The organism is Corynebacterium tuberculostearicum, from assembly GCF_022347385.1.
Taxonomy (GTDB): domain Bacteria; phylum Actinomycetota; class Actinomycetes; order Mycobacteriales; family Mycobacteriaceae; genus Corynebacterium; species Corynebacterium tuberculostearicum_M.
On the sequence record NZ_JAKRDT010000020.1, the window covers coordinates 14,789 to 33,136 of the forward strand.

The 18,348-nt window shown below is 59.8% G+C and carries 25 protein-coding genes and 1 riboswitch; of the genes, 6 read left to right on the forward strand and 19 right to left on the reverse strand.

Annotated elements, in window-relative coordinates; translation table 11 throughout:
* Genes rpmC through rpsJ form a run of 10 tightly spaced genes read right to left on the reverse strand, consistent with a single transcriptional unit; the run spans position 1 to position 4,851 of the window.
* On the reverse strand, positions 1-231 hold the full coding sequence (gene rpmC / locus MHK00_RS10195; RefSeq protein WP_005322842.1) for a 50S ribosomal protein L29: 231 nt from the start codon (positions 229-231) through the stop codon (positions 1-3).
* A complete protein-coding gene (gene rplP, locus MHK00_RS10200; protein ID WP_005322843.1) occupies positions 231-647 on the reverse strand; it encodes a 50S ribosomal protein L16 in 417 nt (138 codons plus the stop codon). The genes rpmC and rplP overlap by 1 nt, the downstream gene beginning before the upstream one ends.
* 3 nt (positions 648-650) lie before the next feature.
* Positions 651-1,394 carry a 30S ribosomal protein S3 gene (gene rpsC / locus MHK00_RS10205; protein WP_023027807.1) on the reverse strand — a complete coding sequence of 248 codons (744 nt, stop codon included), beginning with the start codon at positions 1,392-1,394 and terminating at the stop codon, positions 651-653.
* The gene (gene rplV / locus MHK00_RS10210) at positions 1,394-1,756 is read right to left on the reverse strand and encodes a 50S ribosomal protein L22 (RefSeq protein ID WP_005276938.1); all 363 of its coding nucleotides are present in this window, start codon (positions 1,754-1,756) and stop codon (positions 1,394-1,396) included. The genes rpsC and rplV overlap by 1 nt, the downstream gene beginning before the upstream one ends.
* A gap of 3 nt (positions 1,757-1,759) precedes the next feature.
* A complete protein-coding gene (gene rpsS / locus MHK00_RS10215) occupies positions 1,760-2,038 on the reverse strand; it encodes a 30S ribosomal protein S19 (protein WP_005276936.1) in 279 nt (92 codons plus the stop codon).
* A 13-nt stretch (positions 2,039-2,051) separates the two neighbouring features.
* Positions 2,052-2,888 (reverse strand): 50S ribosomal protein L2, encoded by an 837-nt coding sequence (rplB, locus tag MHK00_RS10220; RefSeq protein ID WP_005322845.1) that lies wholly within the window; start codon positions 2,886-2,888, stop codon positions 2,052-2,054.
* Positions 2,889-2,913: 25 nt separating this feature from the next.
* Positions 2,914-3,216, reverse strand: coding sequence for a 50S ribosomal protein L23 (gene rplW / locus MHK00_RS10225; RefSeq protein ID WP_005322846.1), 303 nt, complete (start codon positions 3,214-3,216; stop codon positions 2,914-2,916).
* Positions 3,216-3,869: a 50S ribosomal protein L4 gene (gene rplD, locus MHK00_RS10230; RefSeq protein WP_005322847.1), complete on the reverse strand. Its 654-nt coding sequence runs from the start codon at positions 3,867-3,869 to the stop codon at positions 3,216-3,218. The genes rplW and rplD overlap by 1 nt, the downstream gene beginning before the upstream one ends.
* Entirely contained in the window at positions 3,866-4,522 is a 657-nt protein-coding gene (rplC, locus tag MHK00_RS10235; protein ID WP_005322848.1) for a 50S ribosomal protein L3, read from the reverse strand. The genes rplD and rplC overlap by 4 nt, the downstream gene beginning before the upstream one ends.
* A gap of 23 nt (positions 4,523-4,545) precedes the next feature.
* On the reverse strand, positions 4,546-4,851 hold the full coding sequence (rpsJ, locus tag MHK00_RS10240) for a 30S ribosomal protein S10 (protein ID WP_003848085.1): 306 nt from the start codon (positions 4,849-4,851) through the stop codon (positions 4,546-4,548).
* Positions 4,852-5,570: 719 nt separating this feature from the next.
* Here rpsJ and MHK00_RS10245 point away from each other — a divergent pair.
* Genes MHK00_RS10245 through amaP form a run of 6 tightly spaced genes read left to right on the forward strand, consistent with a single transcriptional unit; the run spans position 5,571 to position 8,692 of the window.
* Entirely contained in the window at positions 5,571-6,050 is a 480-nt protein-coding gene (locus MHK00_RS10245; RefSeq protein ID WP_005322849.1) for an Asp23/Gls24 family envelope stress response protein, read from the forward strand.
* A 5-nt stretch (positions 6,051-6,055) separates the two neighbouring features.
* The gene (locus MHK00_RS10250; protein ID WP_005322850.1) at positions 6,056-6,403 is read left to right on the forward strand and encodes a hypothetical protein; all 348 of its coding nucleotides are present in this window, start codon (positions 6,056-6,058) and stop codon (positions 6,401-6,403) included.
* A 2-nt stretch (positions 6,404-6,405) separates the two neighbouring features.
* Positions 6,406-6,600 carry a hypothetical protein gene (locus tag MHK00_RS10255; protein ID WP_005322852.1) on the forward strand — a complete coding sequence of 65 codons (195 nt, stop codon included), beginning with the start codon at positions 6,406-6,408 and terminating at the stop codon, positions 6,598-6,600.
* Positions 6,600-7,565, forward strand: a complete 966-nt coding sequence (locus tag MHK00_RS10260) for an Asp23/Gls24 family envelope stress response protein (RefSeq protein ID WP_250411661.1) — start codon at positions 6,600-6,602, stop codon at positions 7,563-7,565. The genes MHK00_RS10255 and MHK00_RS10260 overlap by 1 nt, the downstream gene beginning before the upstream one ends.
* Positions 7,558-8,124 (forward strand): DUF6286 domain-containing protein, encoded by a 567-nt coding sequence (locus MHK00_RS10265; RefSeq protein ID WP_005327992.1) that lies wholly within the window; start codon positions 7,558-7,560, stop codon positions 8,122-8,124. The genes MHK00_RS10260 and MHK00_RS10265 overlap by 8 nt, the downstream gene beginning before the upstream one ends.
* The gene (amaP, locus tag MHK00_RS10270; protein WP_250411662.1) at positions 8,117-8,692 is read left to right on the forward strand and encodes an alkaline shock response membrane anchor protein AmaP; all 576 of its coding nucleotides are present in this window, start codon (positions 8,117-8,119) and stop codon (positions 8,690-8,692) included. The genes MHK00_RS10265 and amaP overlap by 8 nt, the downstream gene beginning before the upstream one ends.
* Here amaP and MHK00_RS10275 read toward each other — a convergent pair.
* The 9 genes from MHK00_RS10275 to MHK00_RS10315 form a co-directional block, all read right to left on the reverse strand.
* The gene (locus MHK00_RS10275; RefSeq protein ID WP_250411664.1) at positions 8,681-9,379 is read right to left on the reverse strand and encodes a hypothetical protein; all 699 of its coding nucleotides are present in this window, start codon (positions 9,377-9,379) and stop codon (positions 8,681-8,683) included. The two genes, amaP and MHK00_RS10275, sit on opposite strands and share 12 nt — an antisense overlap.
* A 173-nt stretch (positions 9,380-9,552) precedes the next feature.
* Entirely contained in the window at positions 9,553-10,743 is a 1,191-nt protein-coding gene (tuf, locus tag MHK00_RS10280; RefSeq protein WP_250411666.1) for an elongation factor Tu, read from the reverse strand.
* A 393-nt stretch (positions 10,744-11,136) separates the two neighbouring features.
* A complete protein-coding gene (gene fusA, locus MHK00_RS10285) occupies positions 11,137-13,266 on the reverse strand; it encodes an elongation factor G (protein WP_250411668.1) in 2,130 nt (709 codons plus the stop codon).
* A 322-nt stretch (positions 13,267-13,588) separates the two neighbouring features.
* Positions 13,589-14,056: a 30S ribosomal protein S7 gene (rpsG, locus tag MHK00_RS10290; protein ID WP_005322865.1), complete on the reverse strand. Its 468-nt coding sequence runs from the start codon at positions 14,054-14,056 to the stop codon at positions 13,589-13,591.
* Between the two features lie 6 nt (positions 14,057-14,062).
* Complete coding sequence (rpsL, locus tag MHK00_RS10295; RefSeq protein ID WP_005322866.1) at positions 14,063-14,434, reverse strand: 30S ribosomal protein S12; 372 nt, start codon at positions 14,432-14,434, stop codon at positions 14,063-14,065.
* Between the two features lie 232 nt (positions 14,435-14,666).
* On the reverse strand, positions 14,667-15,218 hold the full coding sequence (locus tag MHK00_RS10300; RefSeq protein WP_250411670.1) for a nucleoside/nucleotide kinase family protein: 552 nt from the start codon (positions 15,216-15,218) through the stop codon (positions 14,667-14,669).
* A 26-nt stretch (positions 15,219-15,244) separates the two neighbouring features.
* Positions 15,245-16,015: an energy-coupling factor transporter transmembrane component T family protein gene (locus MHK00_RS10305; protein ID WP_250411672.1), complete on the reverse strand. Its 771-nt coding sequence runs from the start codon at positions 16,013-16,015 to the stop codon at positions 15,245-15,247.
* A complete protein-coding gene (locus MHK00_RS10310; RefSeq protein ID WP_250411674.1) occupies positions 16,008-17,435 on the reverse strand; it encodes an ABC transporter ATP-binding protein in 1,428 nt (475 codons plus the stop codon). The genes MHK00_RS10305 and MHK00_RS10310 overlap by 8 nt, the downstream gene beginning before the upstream one ends.
* 14 nt (positions 17,436-17,449) lie before the next feature.
* Complete coding sequence (locus MHK00_RS10315; RefSeq protein WP_250411675.1) at positions 17,450-18,064, reverse strand: ECF transporter S component; 615 nt, start codon at positions 18,062-18,064, stop codon at positions 17,450-17,452.
* Positions 18,054-18,186, reverse strand: a riboswitch (TPP riboswitch). Its footprint overlaps the gene before it by 11 nt.
* Between the last annotated feature and the right edge of the window lie 162 nt (positions 18,187-18,348).

Consider the following 18,348-nt stretch of genomic DNA (forward strand, 5'->3'; position numbering starts at 1 on the left):
TTAAGCCTCAGCTCCCGGAGCAACGGACAGGCCCAGCTCGCGCTCGCGCAGAACGGTGTAGATGCGGGCAATGTCGCGCTTAACCGTGCCGATGCGGCGGTTGTTGGTCAGCTGGCCGGTGGCCTTCTGGAAGCGAAGGTTGAACAGCTCTTCCTTCGCATCCTTCAGGCGGGACTGCAGCTCAGCGTTGTCGAGCTCACGGAACTCGTGGGCGGGGGTACCGGTTGCCATTAGAACTGGTCCTCCTTCTTGATGATACGGACCTTGCAAGGAAGCTTCTGGCCTGCACGGCGCAGAGCCTCAATAGCAACGGCCTCGGTTGGGTAGCTCATCTCGAAAAGTACGCGGCCTGGCTTAACGTTAGCCACCCACTTCTCGACCGGGCCCTTACCGGAACCCATACGAACGCCAAGCGGCTTCTGGGTCAACGGACGGTCCGGGAAGATGTTGATCCACACCTTGCCACCACGCTTGACGTGGCGGTTGATGGCAATACGTGCGGCCTCAATCTGACGGTTGGTGATGTACGCCGGCTCGAGAGCCTGGATAGCGTAATCGCCGAAGTTGATGCGGTTACCGCCCTTGGACACGCCGCGACGGTTCGGGCGGTGCTGACGGCGGTACTTAACACGCTTAGGAATCAGCATGGATTAGCCCTCCTGCTTCTGCTGTGCACGCTGGCGGCGCTGGCCACCGCGGCGGGAGCGACCATTGCGGTCACGGCCACGGCCCTGTGCCGGAGCGTTCAGTTCGGACTCGCGTACGCCACCGACGACGTCACCCTTGTAGATCCACACCTTGATGCCGATGCGGCCGAAGGTGGTGTGGGCCTCTGCGGTGCCGTAGTCGATTTCGGCGCGAAGAGTGTGCAGCGGAACGCGACCCTCGTGGTAGCGCTCAACGCGGGACATTTCTGCACCGCCCAGGCGGCCGGACAGCAGGATCTTGATGCCCTTAACCTGTGGCTGGCGCATAGCGGACTGGATAGCCTTGCGCATTGCACGACGGAATGCGACACGGTTAACCAGCTGCTCCGCGATGGAGTGAGCAACCAGGGTTGCGTTTGCGTCTACCTGCTTGACCTCGAGGATGTTGAGAGCAACCATCTTGCCGGTGAGCTTTTCCAGCTCGCGGCGGATGCGGTCAGCCTCAGCACCGCGGCGGCCAATCACGATGCCCGGGCGGGCGGTGTGAATGTCGACGCGGACGCGGTCGCGGGTGCGCTCGATGACGACGTCGGCAATGCCGGCGCGCTCGAGGCCCTTGTTGAGGTAGTTACGAATCTTGATGTCTTCGGCTACGTAGTTCGCGTAGTCCTTATCGGCGAACCAGTGGGTCTTCCAGTCGGAAGTGATGCCCAAACGTAGGCCGTGAGGATGGATCTTCTGGCCCATTACTTGGCCCCTTCCTGCTGGCTTTCGACAACCACGGTGATGTGGCTGGTGCGCTTACGAATCATGAATGCACGACCCTGTGCACGCGGCTGGAAACGACGCATGGTCGGACCCTCGTTGGCATAAGCCTCGGAGATGACCAGGGTGCGCGGGTCGAGGCCGAAGTTGTTCTCAGCGTTAGCGGCTGCAGATGCAACGACCTTGGCAACTGGCTTGGAAGCACCCTGCGGTGCGTACTTCAGGATAGCCAGGGCTTCGCTTACGGACTTGCCGCGGACCAGATCGAGCACGCGACGTGCCTTCATCGGGGTGACGCGGACGTAGCGGGCCGTGGCGGATGCGGAGGTGATGGTCTCACTCATCGCTTATCGACGTCCCTTCTTGTCATCCTTGACGTGACCCTTAAAGGTCTTGGTTGGTGCAAACTCGCCCAGCTTGTGGCCGACCATGGAATCCTCGATGAAAACCGGCACGTGCTTGCGGCCGTCATGGACGGCGAAGGTGTGACCGATGAAATCGGGGAGAATGGTCGAGCGGCGAGACCAGGTCTTGATGACCTGCTTGGTGCCTGCATCGTTCTGAGCATCCACCTTGTTGAGGAGGTGCTCATCGACGAACGGGCCCTTCTTAAGGCTGCGTGGCATTGTTTACCTCCTCTTAGCGCTTCTTGTTCGGGCGACGACGGCGCACGATCATGTTGTTGGAGTAACGGTTCGGGTTGCGGGTGCGACCCTCCTTGTGGCCCCATGGGGACACAGGGTGGCGACCACCCGAGGTCTTACCCTCACCACCACCGTGTGGGTGGTCAACCGGGTTCATAACGACACCGCGGACGGTCGGGCGTACGCCCTTCCAACGCATACGGCCGGCCTTGCCCCAGCGGATGTTCATCTGCTCGGCGTTGCCGACCTCACCAACGGTGGCGCGGCAGCGGATGTCCACACGGCGGATTTCGGAAGACGGCATACGCAGAACTGCGTACTTGCCTTCCTTACCCAGCAGCTGGATGGAAGCACCAGCGGAGCGGGCCAGCTTAGCGCCAGCGCCCGGCTTGAGCTCAACAGCGTGGATGGTGGAACCGGTCGGGATGTTGCGCAGCGGCAGGTTGTTGCCAACCTTGATATCTGCGTTCGCGCCGGACTCTACGATGGTGCCCTGCTTCAGGCCCTTAGGGGCGATGATGTAGCGCTTCTCGCCATCAACGTAGTGCAGCAGTGCGATGTTTGCGGTGCGGTTCGGGTCGTACTCGATGTGAGCGACCTTTGCCGGAATGCCGTCCTTGTCGTTACGACGGAAGTCGATCAGACGGTAACGGCGCTTGTGGCCACCGCCGATGTGGCGAGTGGTGATGCGGCCGTAGTTGTTACGGCCACCAGTCTTGCTCAGCGGGCGCAGCAGGGACTTCTCCGGAGTAGAACGAGTGATCTCGTCAAACTCAGAAACGGAGGATGCGCGGCGACCCGGAGTTGTCGGCTTGTACTTACGAATAGCCATAATTCTTCCTTACTTCGTCTCCGTCTTAGGCCTGTGCGCCAAAGACGTCGATGGAGTCGCTGCCTTCACGGAGCGTCACGTATGCACGCTTGGTGGACTTACGCTGGCCGTAACCGGTGCGGGTGCGCTTACGCTTACCTGCACGGTTCACGGTGTTCACGGAGTCGACCTTTACGTCAAAGATCTGCTCTACGGCATCTTTAATCTGGGACTTGTTGGAGTCCGTGGAGACGTAGAACGTGTATACGTTCTGCTCCATCAGACCGTAGGACTTCTCGGATACAACCGGAGCGATGATGATATCGCGTGGGTTAGAAATCTTAGCCATTAGTTCTCCTCCTTATCCGCGCCGGTTGCGCGGTTGATGAAGGTGTGTAGCGCCTCAACGGAGAACACAACGTCATCGGAGTAGAGAACGTCGTAGGTGTTGAGCTGGCCAGCGTCCAGGATCTGGACGTTAGGCAGGTTATTAGCGCTACGACGAGCATTGATGTCCTCGCGGCCGATGACCAGCAGCACGTTCTTGCGCTCGGTCAGGGACTCGAGGAAGGCCTTGGCCGACTTGGTGGACGGCTTCTGGCCCGGTACGAGCTCTTCGATGACGTGGATGCGCTCGTTGCGAGCACGGTCAGACAGTGCACCGAAGAGAGCAGCCTTGATCATCTTCTTAGGGGTGCGCTGTGCGTAGTCGCGTGGCTGTGGGCCATGGACAGTGCCGCCACCGGTGTAGTGCGGTGCGCGGATGGAGCCCTGGCGTGCACGGCCGGTGCCCTTCTGACGGAAAGGCTTGCGACCACCACCGCGGACGTCGCCGCGGGTCTTGGTTGCGTGGGTGCCCTGGCGTGCAGCAGCAAGCTGAGCGTTAACAACCTGGTGCATCAAAGCAATGGATGCCTCGGTGTCAAAGATTTCAGCTGGCAGGTCTACAGAGCCGTTGGTCTTACCCTCGGAAGTGTGGACGTCTAGCTTGAGGTTGCTCATGCGTGTGCACCGCCCTTCACTGCGGTCTTAACGGTGACGAGGCCGCCGCGCGCACCAGGGATAGCACCCTTGATGAGCAGCAGGTTGGACTCGGCATCGATTTTCTGAATCTTCAGGTTCTGGGTGGTCACGCGGTCGTGGCCCATACGGCCAGCCATGCGCTTGCCCTTGAAGACGCGGCCCGGGGTAGCAGCGCCGCCGATGCCGCCAACGCGGCGGTGAGCGGCCTGGTTACCGTGAGCTGCGCCCTGGCCTGCGAAGCCGTGGCGCTTCATGGCGCCGGCGTAGCCGTGGCCCTTGGTCTTGCCGGTGACGTCAACGAAGGTGATGCCCTCGAAGATGTCAACCTTGACCTCTTGGCCAACCTCGTATGCAGAGGTGTCGTCCATGCGGATTTCCGCAACGTGACGGCGCGGGGTTACGCCAGCCTTCTTGAAGTGTCCACCAACCGGCTTGTTTGCCTTGCGTGGGTCGATTTCGCCAAAGGCGATCTGGATGGCGCTGTAGCCATCGGTTTCGGGGGTGCGAATCTGGGTGACAACGCATGGCCCTGCCTCGACGACGGTAACCGGCACAACGCGGTTGTCCTCGTCGAAGACCTGGGTCATGCCGAGCTTCTTGCCCAGAATGCCCTTGATCTCGTTTTCACTCATTATTTGTTCTCCACCAAAGTCGCTTACTGGATGTTCACGTCGACGCTTGCCGGAAGATCGATGCGCATAAGAGCATCAACGGTCTTCGGGGTTGGGTCGAGAATGTCGATCAGGCGCTTGTGAGTGCGCATCTCGAAGTGCTCGCGAGAGTCCTTGTACTTGTGCGGAGAACGAATAACTGCGTATACGTTCTTCTCGGTTGGGAGCGGCACTGGGCCAACTACACGAGCACCGGTACGGGTAACGGTCTCGACGATCTTCTTTGCAGAAGCGTCGATAGCCTCGTGGTCATAGGCCTTCAGCCGAATGCGGATTTTTTGTCCCGCCACGCTTATCCTCTTCCTCGCTTCCCCACTTTCACATTCCCGGCGTTTCCGGGGCGTGAAGCGGTGGGAAATTGCTTCTCGATTTCTCTATAACGTTGTCCGGGCTTGGGGCCTGACACAACGCCAGTGGTCTGACTGTCATGACGACCAAGAGTTGCGGTACATGGCAAGTGCCAGGACGCAGTGCTCTCGACGGGGTACAAGACCCGTAGTCAAAGTATTGTGAAGAGGACGGTTTTCACGCATTACACGTGGAGAGTGTCCAATTCGTCTACTGCCGCTGTTTATTTGCCATGCCCCTTCTCCGGTCCATCTTCTCGGGGTGTCACTGCTCTAACGCGGACCTAGCCCGATTGGATGACCTTCCAGTCAATGCTTCAGGTTTCCCTGAACCATGGCGACAACGAAGGTGTCATGTTCGCTTTACCAGCTCAGCGTCTCCCCGAGACTCATGCTTGGCGACGTCCGCCGCCATCACCGAACCTCGGTTCTCGCTGCCCTGTTAAAGCAACCTTTGTATTTAAGCATGTTGGGCTGCGGTTTTTCAAGCCGCGTATTAAACCGTGCCAAAAATCACGTTTTGGAAAAATTTGTTGCCTCGCACCCCACACTGGGCTGAGAAGTATCTAAGCTCGGAGGTAATGGCTGTGGACTCTTTGTCCTGCCTAGATAGTTGAATATCGCGTTCATGCATCACCCAATAGAGAAAGGCTCACTCGCCCATGTCTGAAAACAAGACCCCTGCACAAAACTCCGACAACCAGGTTCCTGCTTCCGAGGAGCGCGAGGTCAATAACAACCTGGAAACCCAGTACGGCACCACCACCATCGATGATGTCGTGGTCTCCAAGATCGCCGGCATCGCTGCTCGCGAGGTTTCCGGCGTGGATGCCCTAGGTGGCGGCGGAGCCCGCATGATCGGCAATATCCGCGAGTCCTTCGGTGCTTCTGAGGACGTCCGCCAGGGTGTGGACGTAGAGGTAGCGGACGGCACCGCTCGCATCGACATTGCCATCACCGCTGAGTACGGCGTGGCCATCCACGAGCTCGCCGAGGCCATCCGCCGCAACATCATGAATGCCGTTGAGCGCATGACCGGCCTGAGCGTCGAGCGCGTCAACGTTGTTGTTCACGACGTAAAGCTGCCAAAGGATGAGTCCGAGGCAGAAGACCAGGCTGCTTTGAACCAGGGTCAGGCTTAAGCCCAATGCCTGAGCCCCGAGCACGTTTCGAGCTCGAGGTAAGCCACGCCCGCGCTATTGCAGAGGCAGTCCGGAAGGTACGCGGTGTCGCCGCGCTCGACGGCGGTTCGTTCGGTTCGGTGAGTTTATACCTCCCCGGCGAGCGCATCGTCGGCATGCGGCGGCCCGACCCGCGCGATGATCGCCACCTGCAGATCAACATTCGCGTTGATATCAGCGCCGCGCCGGACCTGTATGCCTTGGCAGAAGATATTCGGTCCGCCGCCCGTGGGGCTTGTCCCGAACTGCAGCGCATTGACGTTGAGTTTTCTGACGCCGTAGATGGCTTATCCGCTGCTCCATCGAAGGAATAGATATGAAGAATTACACCACTTTGGGCATCATTTCCGGCCTTATTCTTGCCTTCTTTTTGTACCTAGGCTGGGGTCCTACTTTGCTCGCCGTACTCCTTGCCGCAATCGGCGGCATTGTGGGAGCACACTTTGATGGCCGTATCGATCTCACTTCTGTGTGGAATGGCCTCATTGGTAAGGAGAAAGGCCAAGGTTAATGACAGATAGTTCCACTCAGGGCCACACGCGTATCTCGCTGCGGACCATGGAACGCATCGTTACCGCCGCGATTGCTAGCGTGCCCGGCACCAAGGCTATAGAGGCCAAGCTAGCGGGCATCGGCGGCCGCGGTTTTCCACGGGTCTCGGTCCAAATGGACTCGGAGCGCGAGGTAGCGGCCGTCAACGCCACCATTGGCGTGGTGTGGCCTTCGCCGGTCACCACGGTGGCGGAACATACTCGTGCCGCCATCTCGGAGGCCATCGCGGCGCACACCGGTTATTCCACGACTCGCGTCAATGTCACCGTCGGCGGTTCCGTTCCGGGCAACCGAGTGACTGCCGCGGAGGTGGAGCAGCGCCAGGTCGCTGCAGCCGTCGCACCGCATGTCACGCCTTCGCCGGTATGGCAGCCGGTCACTGCGGAGTCGGTGGATGTACGCAGCATTGCCACACCGCAGGAGGCCCCGGTGCGCACCATCGCTGCGCCGGCCACCGGCGTCGCAGTGCAGTCCGTGGACACCCCGCGCGAGGCCGAGGTACGCAACATTTCCGCTGACCTTCCAGACCACCAGCTGCGTGAGGTGACGCCCCCAAGCGACCACACAGTGCGGCCGATTAGGGAACCCAAACCGGTTCGCGTGCACAGCGTGGCTGCACCGCGCCCAGCCAGGTTGATCCCTAGTGGGCAGGTTCGTCCACTGGCACGGAAGATTCAGGTAGCAACTCCTCGTCCGCAGCCACTGCGCGAGATCGAGATTCGCCACGAGTGGACTCCGCGCCGCGTCGAGACCCCCAAGTCTGCTCCTGCGCGCACCGTAAAGGCCCCGCGGCCGCAACCGCTCAAGCGCATTGAGGTCAGGCCGGCAAATCCTCGGCCGTTGCACGTCGATGCGCCGCGACCCGAGCCCTTGCGCGCCATTTCCATTAACCCGTACCGCCCACAAGGAGGCAATAATGGCTGATCAGCACATGCCTGAACACTTCGGGCAGCAGCCGAAGGCATCTCCGGCGGCGCGTACTTGGGCCGTAATCCTTGGGCTCCTGCTGCTCGCCGCGGGCGTCGTCGGCGTGCGCGAGACGTGGCTGGTGGGATCCGGTTCCGACGCGCAGTCCTGGGTACAGCCGGTGCTTAATCTCATCGCCACCGAAGAGCTGCAGACCTGGATGATCTGGGCCGGCGTTGCTTCCATCGTCGTAGGCCTTATTTTCCTCTTCGCGGCAGTGAAGACGCGCCGCACCACGCACATGCAACTTGCCTCCGATACCGCGTCCATGTGGATGCGGCCGGTGGATATCGCCCGCCTCTCGTCGGCCACTGCTCGCCGTGTTCCGGGAGTGGCCTCGGCGCAGACCTCCGCGGATAGCAAGACGGCCAAGGTCACCGTCAATGGCGATACGGACGATGCGGAACTGCAGGGCCGGGTGGAGACGGCGGTAACGCGCTGCCTGGCCCACCTCAAGAACCCACCGCAGGTCACCGTGGCTGTAGAGAAGATTCCGGAGTTGGATAACAATGTCTAGAAAACTTGCTACCTTTGACCGCATCCTGCTGGGCCTGCTGGGAATCATCCTCATCGCTTTGGGCGTGTGGCCCATCTTGATCCACTTCAACGTGGAATTTGCCAAGTACTTAGCCCTGTGGGTGGACCACGATACGTGGAAGAGCTTGGCGGACAACGACTGGTGGGTCTGGGCGCTGGCCGGTGGCTCCGCCCTGCTACTTATTCTGGGTCTGTGGATTGTAGTGGCTAACCTGCGTCACCGCCGCTTTAATAACGTGGAGTCCGCTTCTTCCAATGACAAGGGCTCTATCACGACGTCGATGAACGCTATCGCCGGCGCCGTGGCCCAAGATTTGGATGAAGCCAAGGGCGTAGACCACGTAGAGCGCCTCGTGGCTTATGACCGCGCGCGGCCCACGCTGCAGTACACGGTGACGGCAAATCCGGACACCCCGGTGGAGCGCCTTACTGGTGCGGTTGAAACCAATGAGCGCGATTTCCGCGCAGCGTTTCCCGACGCCGATTTGGACACCATCTACAAGCTGCAGTTCAGCAAGGTAGGTCCGATGAAGGACCTATCCGAATAGCGGGTTCGGAGTCTCCGCCACCAAGACTTCCTGAACGGCCCCAAGGCGGGCCGACTCGCCGCCCCCGAGGATTATTTCTAGTTCCTCGCCGGGGCGGCATTTTTCTATGCGCTGCCACGAGTAATCCTGGCGAGTTACGCGGCGGTTCTCCTTAGCAAATAGGTGCAGCCCATGATCGAGCACACCGATGGCCGCCGCGAAGCGAAGGATGAAGACGAAATCGCCCAAATCTTGCCGCTTCAGGCCATTAAGGTCTGGGTGCTCGGCACTCAACCGCATAAGGCTTGAGACCACGCCAAAGCGGTGTTCAAATCCCTCGGTATCCCGAATGGTAAATGAGCGGCCAGGGCCCGTGGAACGAATGGACTCATAGGCCCACACCACGGGCTGGGTGTCAGGGCGGCGCACGATGATGTGGGTAGGGGTGGCGGTGATGCGGTAGGTGGGGGCGTCGGCAAGCACGAGCCATTCCCCTTCCGCAATGCGGCCGCCCTCCAGAGGCAGCAAGGGCGGGTGCACGCCCGCCTGGCGCTCCAACTCCGCAACGAGTTCGGCGTCGGTGACGCCCCATCCAATGCCGTGATTAGCCAGCATGGCAAAGAAAGTGGGAAGGCTGAGGTCGGGCTGACCTTCCCAGGCGCGGCGGAGGGACTCAAGCGTGGGATCGATGCGGGTGGGGTCATCCATATCCCTACAGACTATACCGGCCCAGGGCTACTGGGACCATTGCCGCCCAGATGGACCTCACGGACGAGGGAGACACCATATTGGGCAAGCAAAAAATATAGATCAAAAAATCCGCCCCACCCGAAGGTGGAGCGGACTCTTTAAAGCTCTACTGAGCGGTTACGGGGTATCGATTACTCGATAACCTTGGTAACGCGGCCAGCGCCGACGGTGCGGGAGCCCTCGCGGATAGCGAAGCGCAGGCCCTCGTCCATAGCGACCGGCTGGATGAGCTCAACGGACATCTCAACGTTGTCGCCAGGCATAACCATCTCGGTGCCCTCTGGCAGGTTAACAACACCGGTAACGTCCGTGGTACGGAAGTAGAACTGCGGACGGTAGTTGTTCATGAACGGGGTGTGGCGGCCGCCCTCTTCCTTCTTCAGGACGTAGACGGAACCCTCGAACTTGGTGTGCGGGGTGTAAGCGCCCGGCTTGATAACAACCTGACCACGCTCAACGTCCTCACGCTTGGTACCACGCAGAAGCAGACCACAGTTGTCGCCAGCCTCGGTGTAGTCCATCATCTTGCGGAACATCTCGATACCGGTAACGGTGGTGGTCTGGGACTTCTCCTGGATACCGATGATCTCAACGTCCTCGTTGACTTCCAGACGGCCACGCTCAACACGGCCGGTAACAACGGTACCGCGACCGGTAATGGTGAAGATGTCCTCGATCGGCATCAGGAACGGCTGATCGGTAGCGCGCTCCGGATCCGGGATGGAGTTGTCGCAGGCTTCCATCAGGTCAACGACGGACTGTACCCACTTGTCATCGCCCTCGAGAGCCTTCAGAGCGGAGATGTGAACGATAGGAGCTTCCTCATCGTAGTCCTGCTCTGCGAGCAGCTCACGGATCTCCATCTCAACGAGCTCGATGATTTCCTCATCATCAACCATGTCGCACTTGTTCAGCGCAACGAGGATGTAAGGAACGCCAACCTGGCGAGCAAGCAGAACGTGCTCGCGGGTCTGCGGCATCGGGCCATCGGTTGCAGCAACAACCAGGATAGCGCCGTCCATCTGAGCAGCGCCGGTAATCATGTTCTTGATGTAGTCGGCGTGGCCCGGAGCGTCAACGTGTGCGTAGTGGCGCTTCGGGGTGGAGTACTCAACGTGGGAGATGTTGATGGTAATACCGCGCTCCTTCTCCTCAGGAGCCTTGTCGATCATGTCGAACGCGAATGCCTGGTTCTCCTCAGGGTACTGGTCAGCCAGAACCTTGGTGATCGCTGCGGTGGTGGTGGTCTTGCCGTGGTCGACGTGTCCGATGGTGCCGATGTTCACATGCGGCTTCGTACGCTCGAACTTCTCCTTTGCCACTGTATGTCCTCCTGGACTATATGGTGGCTACGACCTTCGCAGCCACGTGGTTGACAGTTGTCATTGGCACCCGACCCACAGTGTGTGGGGCAAAGCGCTAATGACGCTTTCTTTACGTGCCAGTTACACGATCCTAGATTTATGTCGCGGTTTTTTCAAACCGCCGTTATAGGAGGTAACCCCGCGAAAAATCGCGGCCATTTCCCTCGACAAGAATCTTTTAAAAAGGATCCTGGGAGGGTAACGGCCGGCTCAATTCACAACTTAGAGGCCTAAGCTGCAAACTCAGCCCGCCGCTACCCTGGCCCAGTTGTCCCGCCCCGCGGCGGGTCTGGCATCTACTGGCGAAGAGTACCAGCCCGACTAAACCGCGGAGAAGACGGGGGCTAGCGCTTAGTTAGCGCCGCCGGTGCGCTCCTCGATGATCTCCTGTGCCACGGAGGAAGGAACCTCTGCGTAGGAATCGAAGACCATCGTGAAGTTTGCGCGGCCTGCGGTGGAAGAACGCAGGTCACCGATGTAACCGAACATCTCGGACAGCGGAACCTTAGCCTTAACAACCTTCGCACCGGAGCGGTCTTCCATAGCGAAGACCTGGCCACGACGGGAGGAGATGTCACCGTTAACGGTACCCATGTACTCCTCAGGGGTAACAACCTCAACGGCCATCATCGGCTCGAGCAGAACCGGCTTAGCCTTGGCCATTGCTTCCTTGAAGACCTGAGAGCCGGCCAGCTTGAAGGCCATCTCGGAGGAGTCAACGTCGTGGTAAGCGCCGTCTTCCAGGGTGGCCTTGATGTTGACCATCGGGAAGCCTGCCAGGTAGCCGTACTGCATTGCGTCCTGGATACCAGCGTCAACGGAAGGAATGTATTCCTTCGGAACGCGGCCACCGGTAACGGCATTCTCGAAGGCGTAGGTTGCGGACTCGCCCTCTTCCAGGGTCTCTGGGTCCGGGTTGTACGGCTCGATGGTGCAGATAACCTTTGCGAACTGGCCGGAACCACCGGTCTGCTTCTTGTGGGTGTATTCCATGGACTCAACCTTCTTGCGGATGGTCTCACGGTATGCAACCTGCGGGTTACCGATGTTTGCCTCGACCTTGAACTCGCGCTTCATGCGGTCAACCAGAACGTCAAGGTGGAGCTCGCCCATGCCGCCAATAACGGTCTGGCCGGTCTCTTCATCCAGCTCAACGGTGAAGGTTGGGTCCTCAGCAGCAAGCTTCTGAATTGCGTTACCCAGCTTCTCCTGGTCGGCCTTGGTCTTCGGCTCGATGGAAACCTTGATAACCGGATCCGGGAAGTCCATGGACTCGAGGATGATCTGGTCATCCTTGTCACACAGGGTGTCACCGGTGGTGGTCTCCTTCAGGCCAACAACTGCGTAGATGTTGCCGGCGTCTGCCTGATCAACAGGGTTCTCCTTGTTGGCGTGCATCTGGAAGAGCTTACCGATGCGCTCCTTCTTGCCCTTGGTGGAGTTCATAACCTCGGTACCCGGGGTTACCTGACCGGAGTACACGCGGATGAAGTTCAGCTGGCCGAAGAACGGGTGAGCTGCAATCTTGAAGGACAGAGCGGAGAAGGAAGACTCCACGGAAGGCTTACGGGTGAGCTGGTTGTCCTCGTTGCCGACCTCGTGGCCGATAACCTCGCCAACGTCCAGCGGGTTAGGCAGGAAGTCAACGACAGCGTCCAGCAGCGGCTGCACACCCTTGTTGCGGTAAGCGGTACCGCAGTAAACCGGGTAGATCTCGGAGTTGATGGTCAGCTTACGGATGCCGGCCTTGAGCTCTTCAATGGTCAGCTCCTCGCCGCCGAAGTACTTCTCCATGAGCTCTTCGTCGGACTCAGCAACGGTCTCAACCAGCTTCTCGCGGTACTCTGCAGCCTTGTCCTTGAGGTCCTCAGGGATCTCCTCGTAGGTGGGCTCAGCGCCGGTCTCAACCTTGCCGCGCCAGGTGATTGCCTGCATGTTCAGCAGGTCAACGACGCCGTCAAAGTCATCCTCAGCGCCGATAGGCAGCTGCATAACCAACGGCTTAGCGCCCAGACGGTCAACGATGGTGGAAACGGTGTAGTAGAAGTCTGCGCCCAGCTTGTCCATCTTGTTGACGAAGCAGATACGCGGAACGTCGTACTTAGCAGCCTGACGCCACACCTGCTCGGACTGCGGCTCAACGCCTTCCTTACCGTCGAAGACTGCGACGGCGCCATCGAGAACACGGAGGGAACGCTCAACCTCAACGGTGAAGTCAACGTGACCCGGGGTGTCAATGATGTTGATCTGGTTGTTGTTCCAGAAGCAGGTCACGGCAGCGGAGGTAATGGTGATGCCGCGTTCCTTCTCCTGTGCCATCCAGTCAGTGGTGGAAGCACCGTCGTGGGTCTCGCCCACCTTACGGTTGATACCGGTGTAGAAGAGAATACGCTCGGTGGTCGTCGTCTTACCAGCATCGATGTGGGCCATGATGCCGATGTTGCGGACCTTGTTCAGGTCCTTAAGCACTTCTTGTGCCACGTTTATACCCCAACTTAATAGTCGTCGACGCCGTGACCAGGTTTCTGGCTATGACGCCTGCATGGATAAGGTCATGTAAGTTTTGCCACTATTTGGCCGTCCTCGGGGCAGCCTGCCCCTAGACTTCCATCGCTTCAGTGTACTGGACACTCCACGATGCCGCTGGACTGAGCAGGGATACCGCCCAGAGATCACACCCATTAGGGCAAAAAATGGCCCAAGCAAGAGATATGGAGTTTTGTGTTGCCGCGGCAGGAAAACTGCCGGCAGCCAGCGCGAAACTTGTTTCTCGTTGCTTGGGCCATTGATGTGGGTGCTGAAATTACCAGCGGTAGTGGGCGAAGGCGCGGTTGGCCTCTGCCATCTTGTGAGTATCCTCACGACGCTTAACGGAAGCGCCGAGGCCGTTGGAGGCATCCAGGATCTCATTTGCGAGACGCTCGATCATGGAGTTCTCGCGACGCTGACGGGTGAAGGTCACCATCCAGCGCAGTGCCAGGGTGTTAGCGCGGTCAGGGCGAACCTCAACCGGCACCTGGTAGGTAGCGCCACCGACACGGCGGGAGCGAACCTCGAGGTCTGGGCGGATGTTGCCCAGTGCCTTCTCCAGGGTGCCAACCGGATCGGTACCGGTCTTCTCGCGGCAAGCCTCGAGAGCACCGTAGACGATGCGCTCTGCGGTGGACTTCTTGCCGTCCTGGAGGATCTTGTTGACGAGCATGGTTACCTGCTCGGAGTTGTATACCGGGTCCTTGACTACAGGACGCTTCGGAGCAGCATTCTTACGCATTGTTTATTACTGTCCCTTCTTTGCGCCGTAACGGGAACGTGCCTGCTTACGGTCCTTGACACCCTGGGTATCCAGAGCGCCGCGGATGATCTTGTAACGAACACCAGGAAGGTCCTTCACACGGCCGCCGCGAACGAGGACCATGGAGTGCTCCTGCAGGTTGTGACCCTCACCCGGAATGTAGGCGGAAACCTCAATACCGGTGGTCAGGCGAACACGAGCAACCTTACGCAGTGCGGAGTTCGGCTTCTTAGGAGTGGTGGTGTACACGCGGGTGCACACACCGCGACGCTGCGGGGAACCCTTCAGCGCAGCGGTGGAAACCTCTTTACGCTTATCGTGGCGGCCCTTGCGGACCAGCTGCTGAATAGTTGGCATTTAACAGTCTTTCTGTCGAATCGCACCGAGACCAAAAGAAAGGAACCAAACATGCAAAAATGGGCGCTCTTTCCCGGGGCGCTGCCGCATGTCCAGAACTCTTTCCAAGGCCGGTGCCTTGTTAAGGATCAGACTCTTCACCGCGCGCCATTATGACGCGCATAGTGAACTGAAGTTTAGAGTAGCAAACCGACCGCGCTTTATACAAAACGCGGTCGGCGGCTTCCTCCTGCTACGACCATTCCCAGACCAGGTCCGCCTCGGCGGCCTTGGTGGCAAAGTAGTCCTTTTCCTGTTCCTCCCACGTTTCAAACCACGGCTCGTAGCCAGGCTCGCGGGCGATGGCGCGTTCGCGGCGTTGGTCACGGGGGCCGTCGATAAGCACGCTTACTACAGCTCCCCTCTCCTTGGCCGCGGCAATATTGGCGGCGGTTACCGAGCCCACGCCCTCCACGATGAGGTCATCGCGCACATCCAAGCTGGCCCAGTCCCCTGGGGCGCCTGCTTCCCAATCCCAGCGCCAGTAGCCGGGGTTCATGGTGCGCAATACCTGCTCGGCCACCATGTCCGAGCCCTTATCCAGGCCGTGCCAGCCGGGGTAAAACTCATCGAGGTGCACCACCCGCCAATTGGTGCGCTCGGCTAGCGCGGCGGAGGTCCAGGTTTTGCCGGCGCCCGAGGGGCCGTCGATAAGCACGGTCACCGGCTTGAAGGCGCGCTTTCTGGCTGCGGCCAGCTTGACGATGTCCTCTAAAAGGCGGTCTTGTTGGCTATCAAAGTCCATGGTCGCTCAATCACTGCTTTCGCGGTTTATAGGCCGAAGAATCTCCAGGCCCCAGTGAGTACCGAAACTACCACCGGTACGAAAGCAAGGACGGCGCCGCAGGCCATAATCCACCCATCGCGGGCCCGCAGCCGCGACTCACGCGCCCACGAGCGCTTCCCACCGCCAGGCGGGGTACGGCCGAAACCGCGCGCCTCCATGGCGGTCGCCAACTTGCCACCGCGGCGCAGCGCAATCACCAAGAGCCCGAAGGACATGGTCAGCACATGCTGCAGCTTGCCGACGTCCGTCAGCCCCCTCGCCCTGCGCGCCATCCCCAACGACTGCCAGTCGGACTGGAAGAGCGTCATCATACGCACGCCGGCGACCGCACCAATAACAAAGCGCGAGGGCAGCTTGAGGATCTGCGAGAGCGCATCCCCCAACTCCGTCGGATCAATATCGCGGGCTAAGACCACCATGGGCAGCGCCACAGCAAAAACGCGCAGCGTAATGGCGATAGCGAGGGTTAGCGAGTTCTGTGTGACCGCAATGAGCCACCAACTGAAATACTCCTTGCCACCTGGCTCGCCGTATAACAGCATGGAAATACCGGAAATCGGCGCGATGAGAAACAGGAACCAACCGGCCTTAAATAGCCGCACCCACGACACTCCGCAAAGCGGGGCGAAGGTCAGCGTCAACGCCAGCGACACCGCAGCCGAAACCCAGTCAATGGAGGCCAATAGTGGGGTAACCCAGATAAACATCAAAAAGATGCGACTAAGCGGGTTAGCCCCGCGCAAAAGATTAGGCACCGTGAACCTCCACTCGGTGATCCCCCAAGGCCTGGATAAATAGCGGGTCATGGGTAATAGAGGCAATTGTGGTGCCATCATCTGCCAATTGCCGCAACAAGCGCACCAGCTCCACAAAGGTCTGGGGGTCTTGCCCAAAGGTGGGCTCATCCAAGAGCAGCACCGACGGCGCGGTCACCAAGGCAGTAGCCACCGATAGACGCCGCTTCTCGCCGCCCGAGAGCGTAAACGGGTTGGCCTCCAAGAGATGCTCCAGCCGCAGTGATTCCACCAGCTGCGCGATCCTCTCCTCCGGCGGGTCGACGCGCATTACCTTGGGCGCAACCCGCAGCTCCTCGGCCACCGTGCGGGCGACGAATTGGTGCTCCGGGTTCTGGAAGACAAAGCCAATGCGGTCCGCTAGCTCGCGCGATTTCCAGCGCAGCGGCGGCCCCTTGACCCCGCGACGCACGAAATCGGCCACCCCGATCTCACCGGATTTTGCCGGCAGCAACCCGGCCATGGTCATCAACCAGGTGGACTTACCCGTGCCATTCGGCCCGGTAATGACCGTAGATGCTCCCGCAGGCAGCGCAATCGTGCGCGGCGGACCATAGCGGGTGACGAGGTCCGTACTCCACAGCGCGGCCTCGCGCCCTGCCAATTCGGCCTCGCCCATACGGCGCGCCTGCGGCAATCCTGCAACCTGGCGGCGCTGGGCCACCTCCGCGAAGGATGTATCGGCCACGATGCGCCCGCGGTCCAGCTCCACTGCGCGGTCGAGCACGCCGTCCCACGCCGCGTGCTGGTGTTCTACCACCACGAGCGTCGCGCCGGTTTCTTCCACCAGCCTGGATACGGCGCGCACCACATCGCGTGCGCCGGCGGGGTCAAGGTTGGCCGTGGGTTCATCGAGAAGCACTACACCCGCACCCATCGCAATGACGCCGGCCAACGCCAAACGCTGCTTCTGCCCACCGGAGAGCCGCTCGGTGGGAAAATCCAGATCCACGAATGGGCCAACCATTTCCTTAGCGGCGGCCACGCGGCGCCAGATTTCCTCACGCGGGTAAGCCAGGTACTCGCAGCCAAAAGCAATGTCATCTCCCACACGCGCGGAGATCACCTGCGAGTCTGGGTCCTGGAGCACCAGCCCTACCGGGATGGAGCACCCCGGTTCCTCCACCATGCCGGTGGAGTCTTCAAGAAGAATATCGCCCGTGCGAGTTCCCTCCTCGTCGGAGCCGAGCACTCCAGCCATCGCAGCCAGCAAAGTAGACTTACCCGATCCCGAGTCACCGCACAGCAGCACCCGCTCACCTGGCTCAATGACCAAGTCAATATCGGCCAAGGCCGGCTGCTTTCGTCCCGCATGGGTCCACCCAAAGCCTCGGGCGGTTATCTTGGTGGCGTTTCCCGCCAGCGTCGAAAAATCAGACACCGAAACAACTCGCCCTAAGCGCGTTGCTCACGGCCCGCGGCAAAGCGGTCCAAAGCACCGGTCTTTGCCAATGCCTTGACCACAAAGTAGCCCAACGCACCGGCCAAAATAGCACCGGAAACGCTCAGCGTAGCAAGGTAAATAATTTTGAATTCAAAGCTACGCGCCAGGTTGCCGGAGAGAAATAGCTCCAGAACAAAAGCACCCCAACCGGCAGCCATGCCGGCCAAGATAGACACGCCCAGACCAAACTTACGGTAGAGGAAAATTGCCAGGACGATCTCCACACCAATGCCCTGCGCGAGGCCGGAGTACAAGGTGCTAATGCCCCACTGGGAGCCCAGCACCGCCGATACGGTGGCGGCCAATACCTCAACATAGATGGCGGCACCTGGCTTCCGAATAATCAGGCCACCAAGCACGCCACCGATAAGCCAAATACCCGTAGCGATACCCCCCAGACCCGGTGTCACGGCATCCATGGCCTCAAACCAGGCATAGCCCACCGCATTCCACCCTAGGAACACAAAGCCACAGGCCACACCCAACACGGATGCCACCACAATATCGACCACGCGCCAGTTCAGGCTGCGCTTCGGGGCAGCGGACACACGTGTATTAGTAGTCATAATTTCCTCCCTCTCGCCGGCATTATCCGGATCAGGTTCAACGGTTCGCCACAATTTCTGTGGCATCTCAGCCCGACACAGCTGCAAAACAGAGCAGCGCGCAAGCACCCGTGAAATGTGCAATTTTCAATGACTTAGGCCGCACTCCTTTAAAGTGGCTGGCCAAAAGCTGCATTCATACTAGCAAAGCAGTTTAGCGGTGCGCCCTAGACATCGAAACAGCCCCGCCTTCCTACCGTTCAGGAAGGCGGGGCCATTTATTTCCCGCATTAACGCAAATTGAA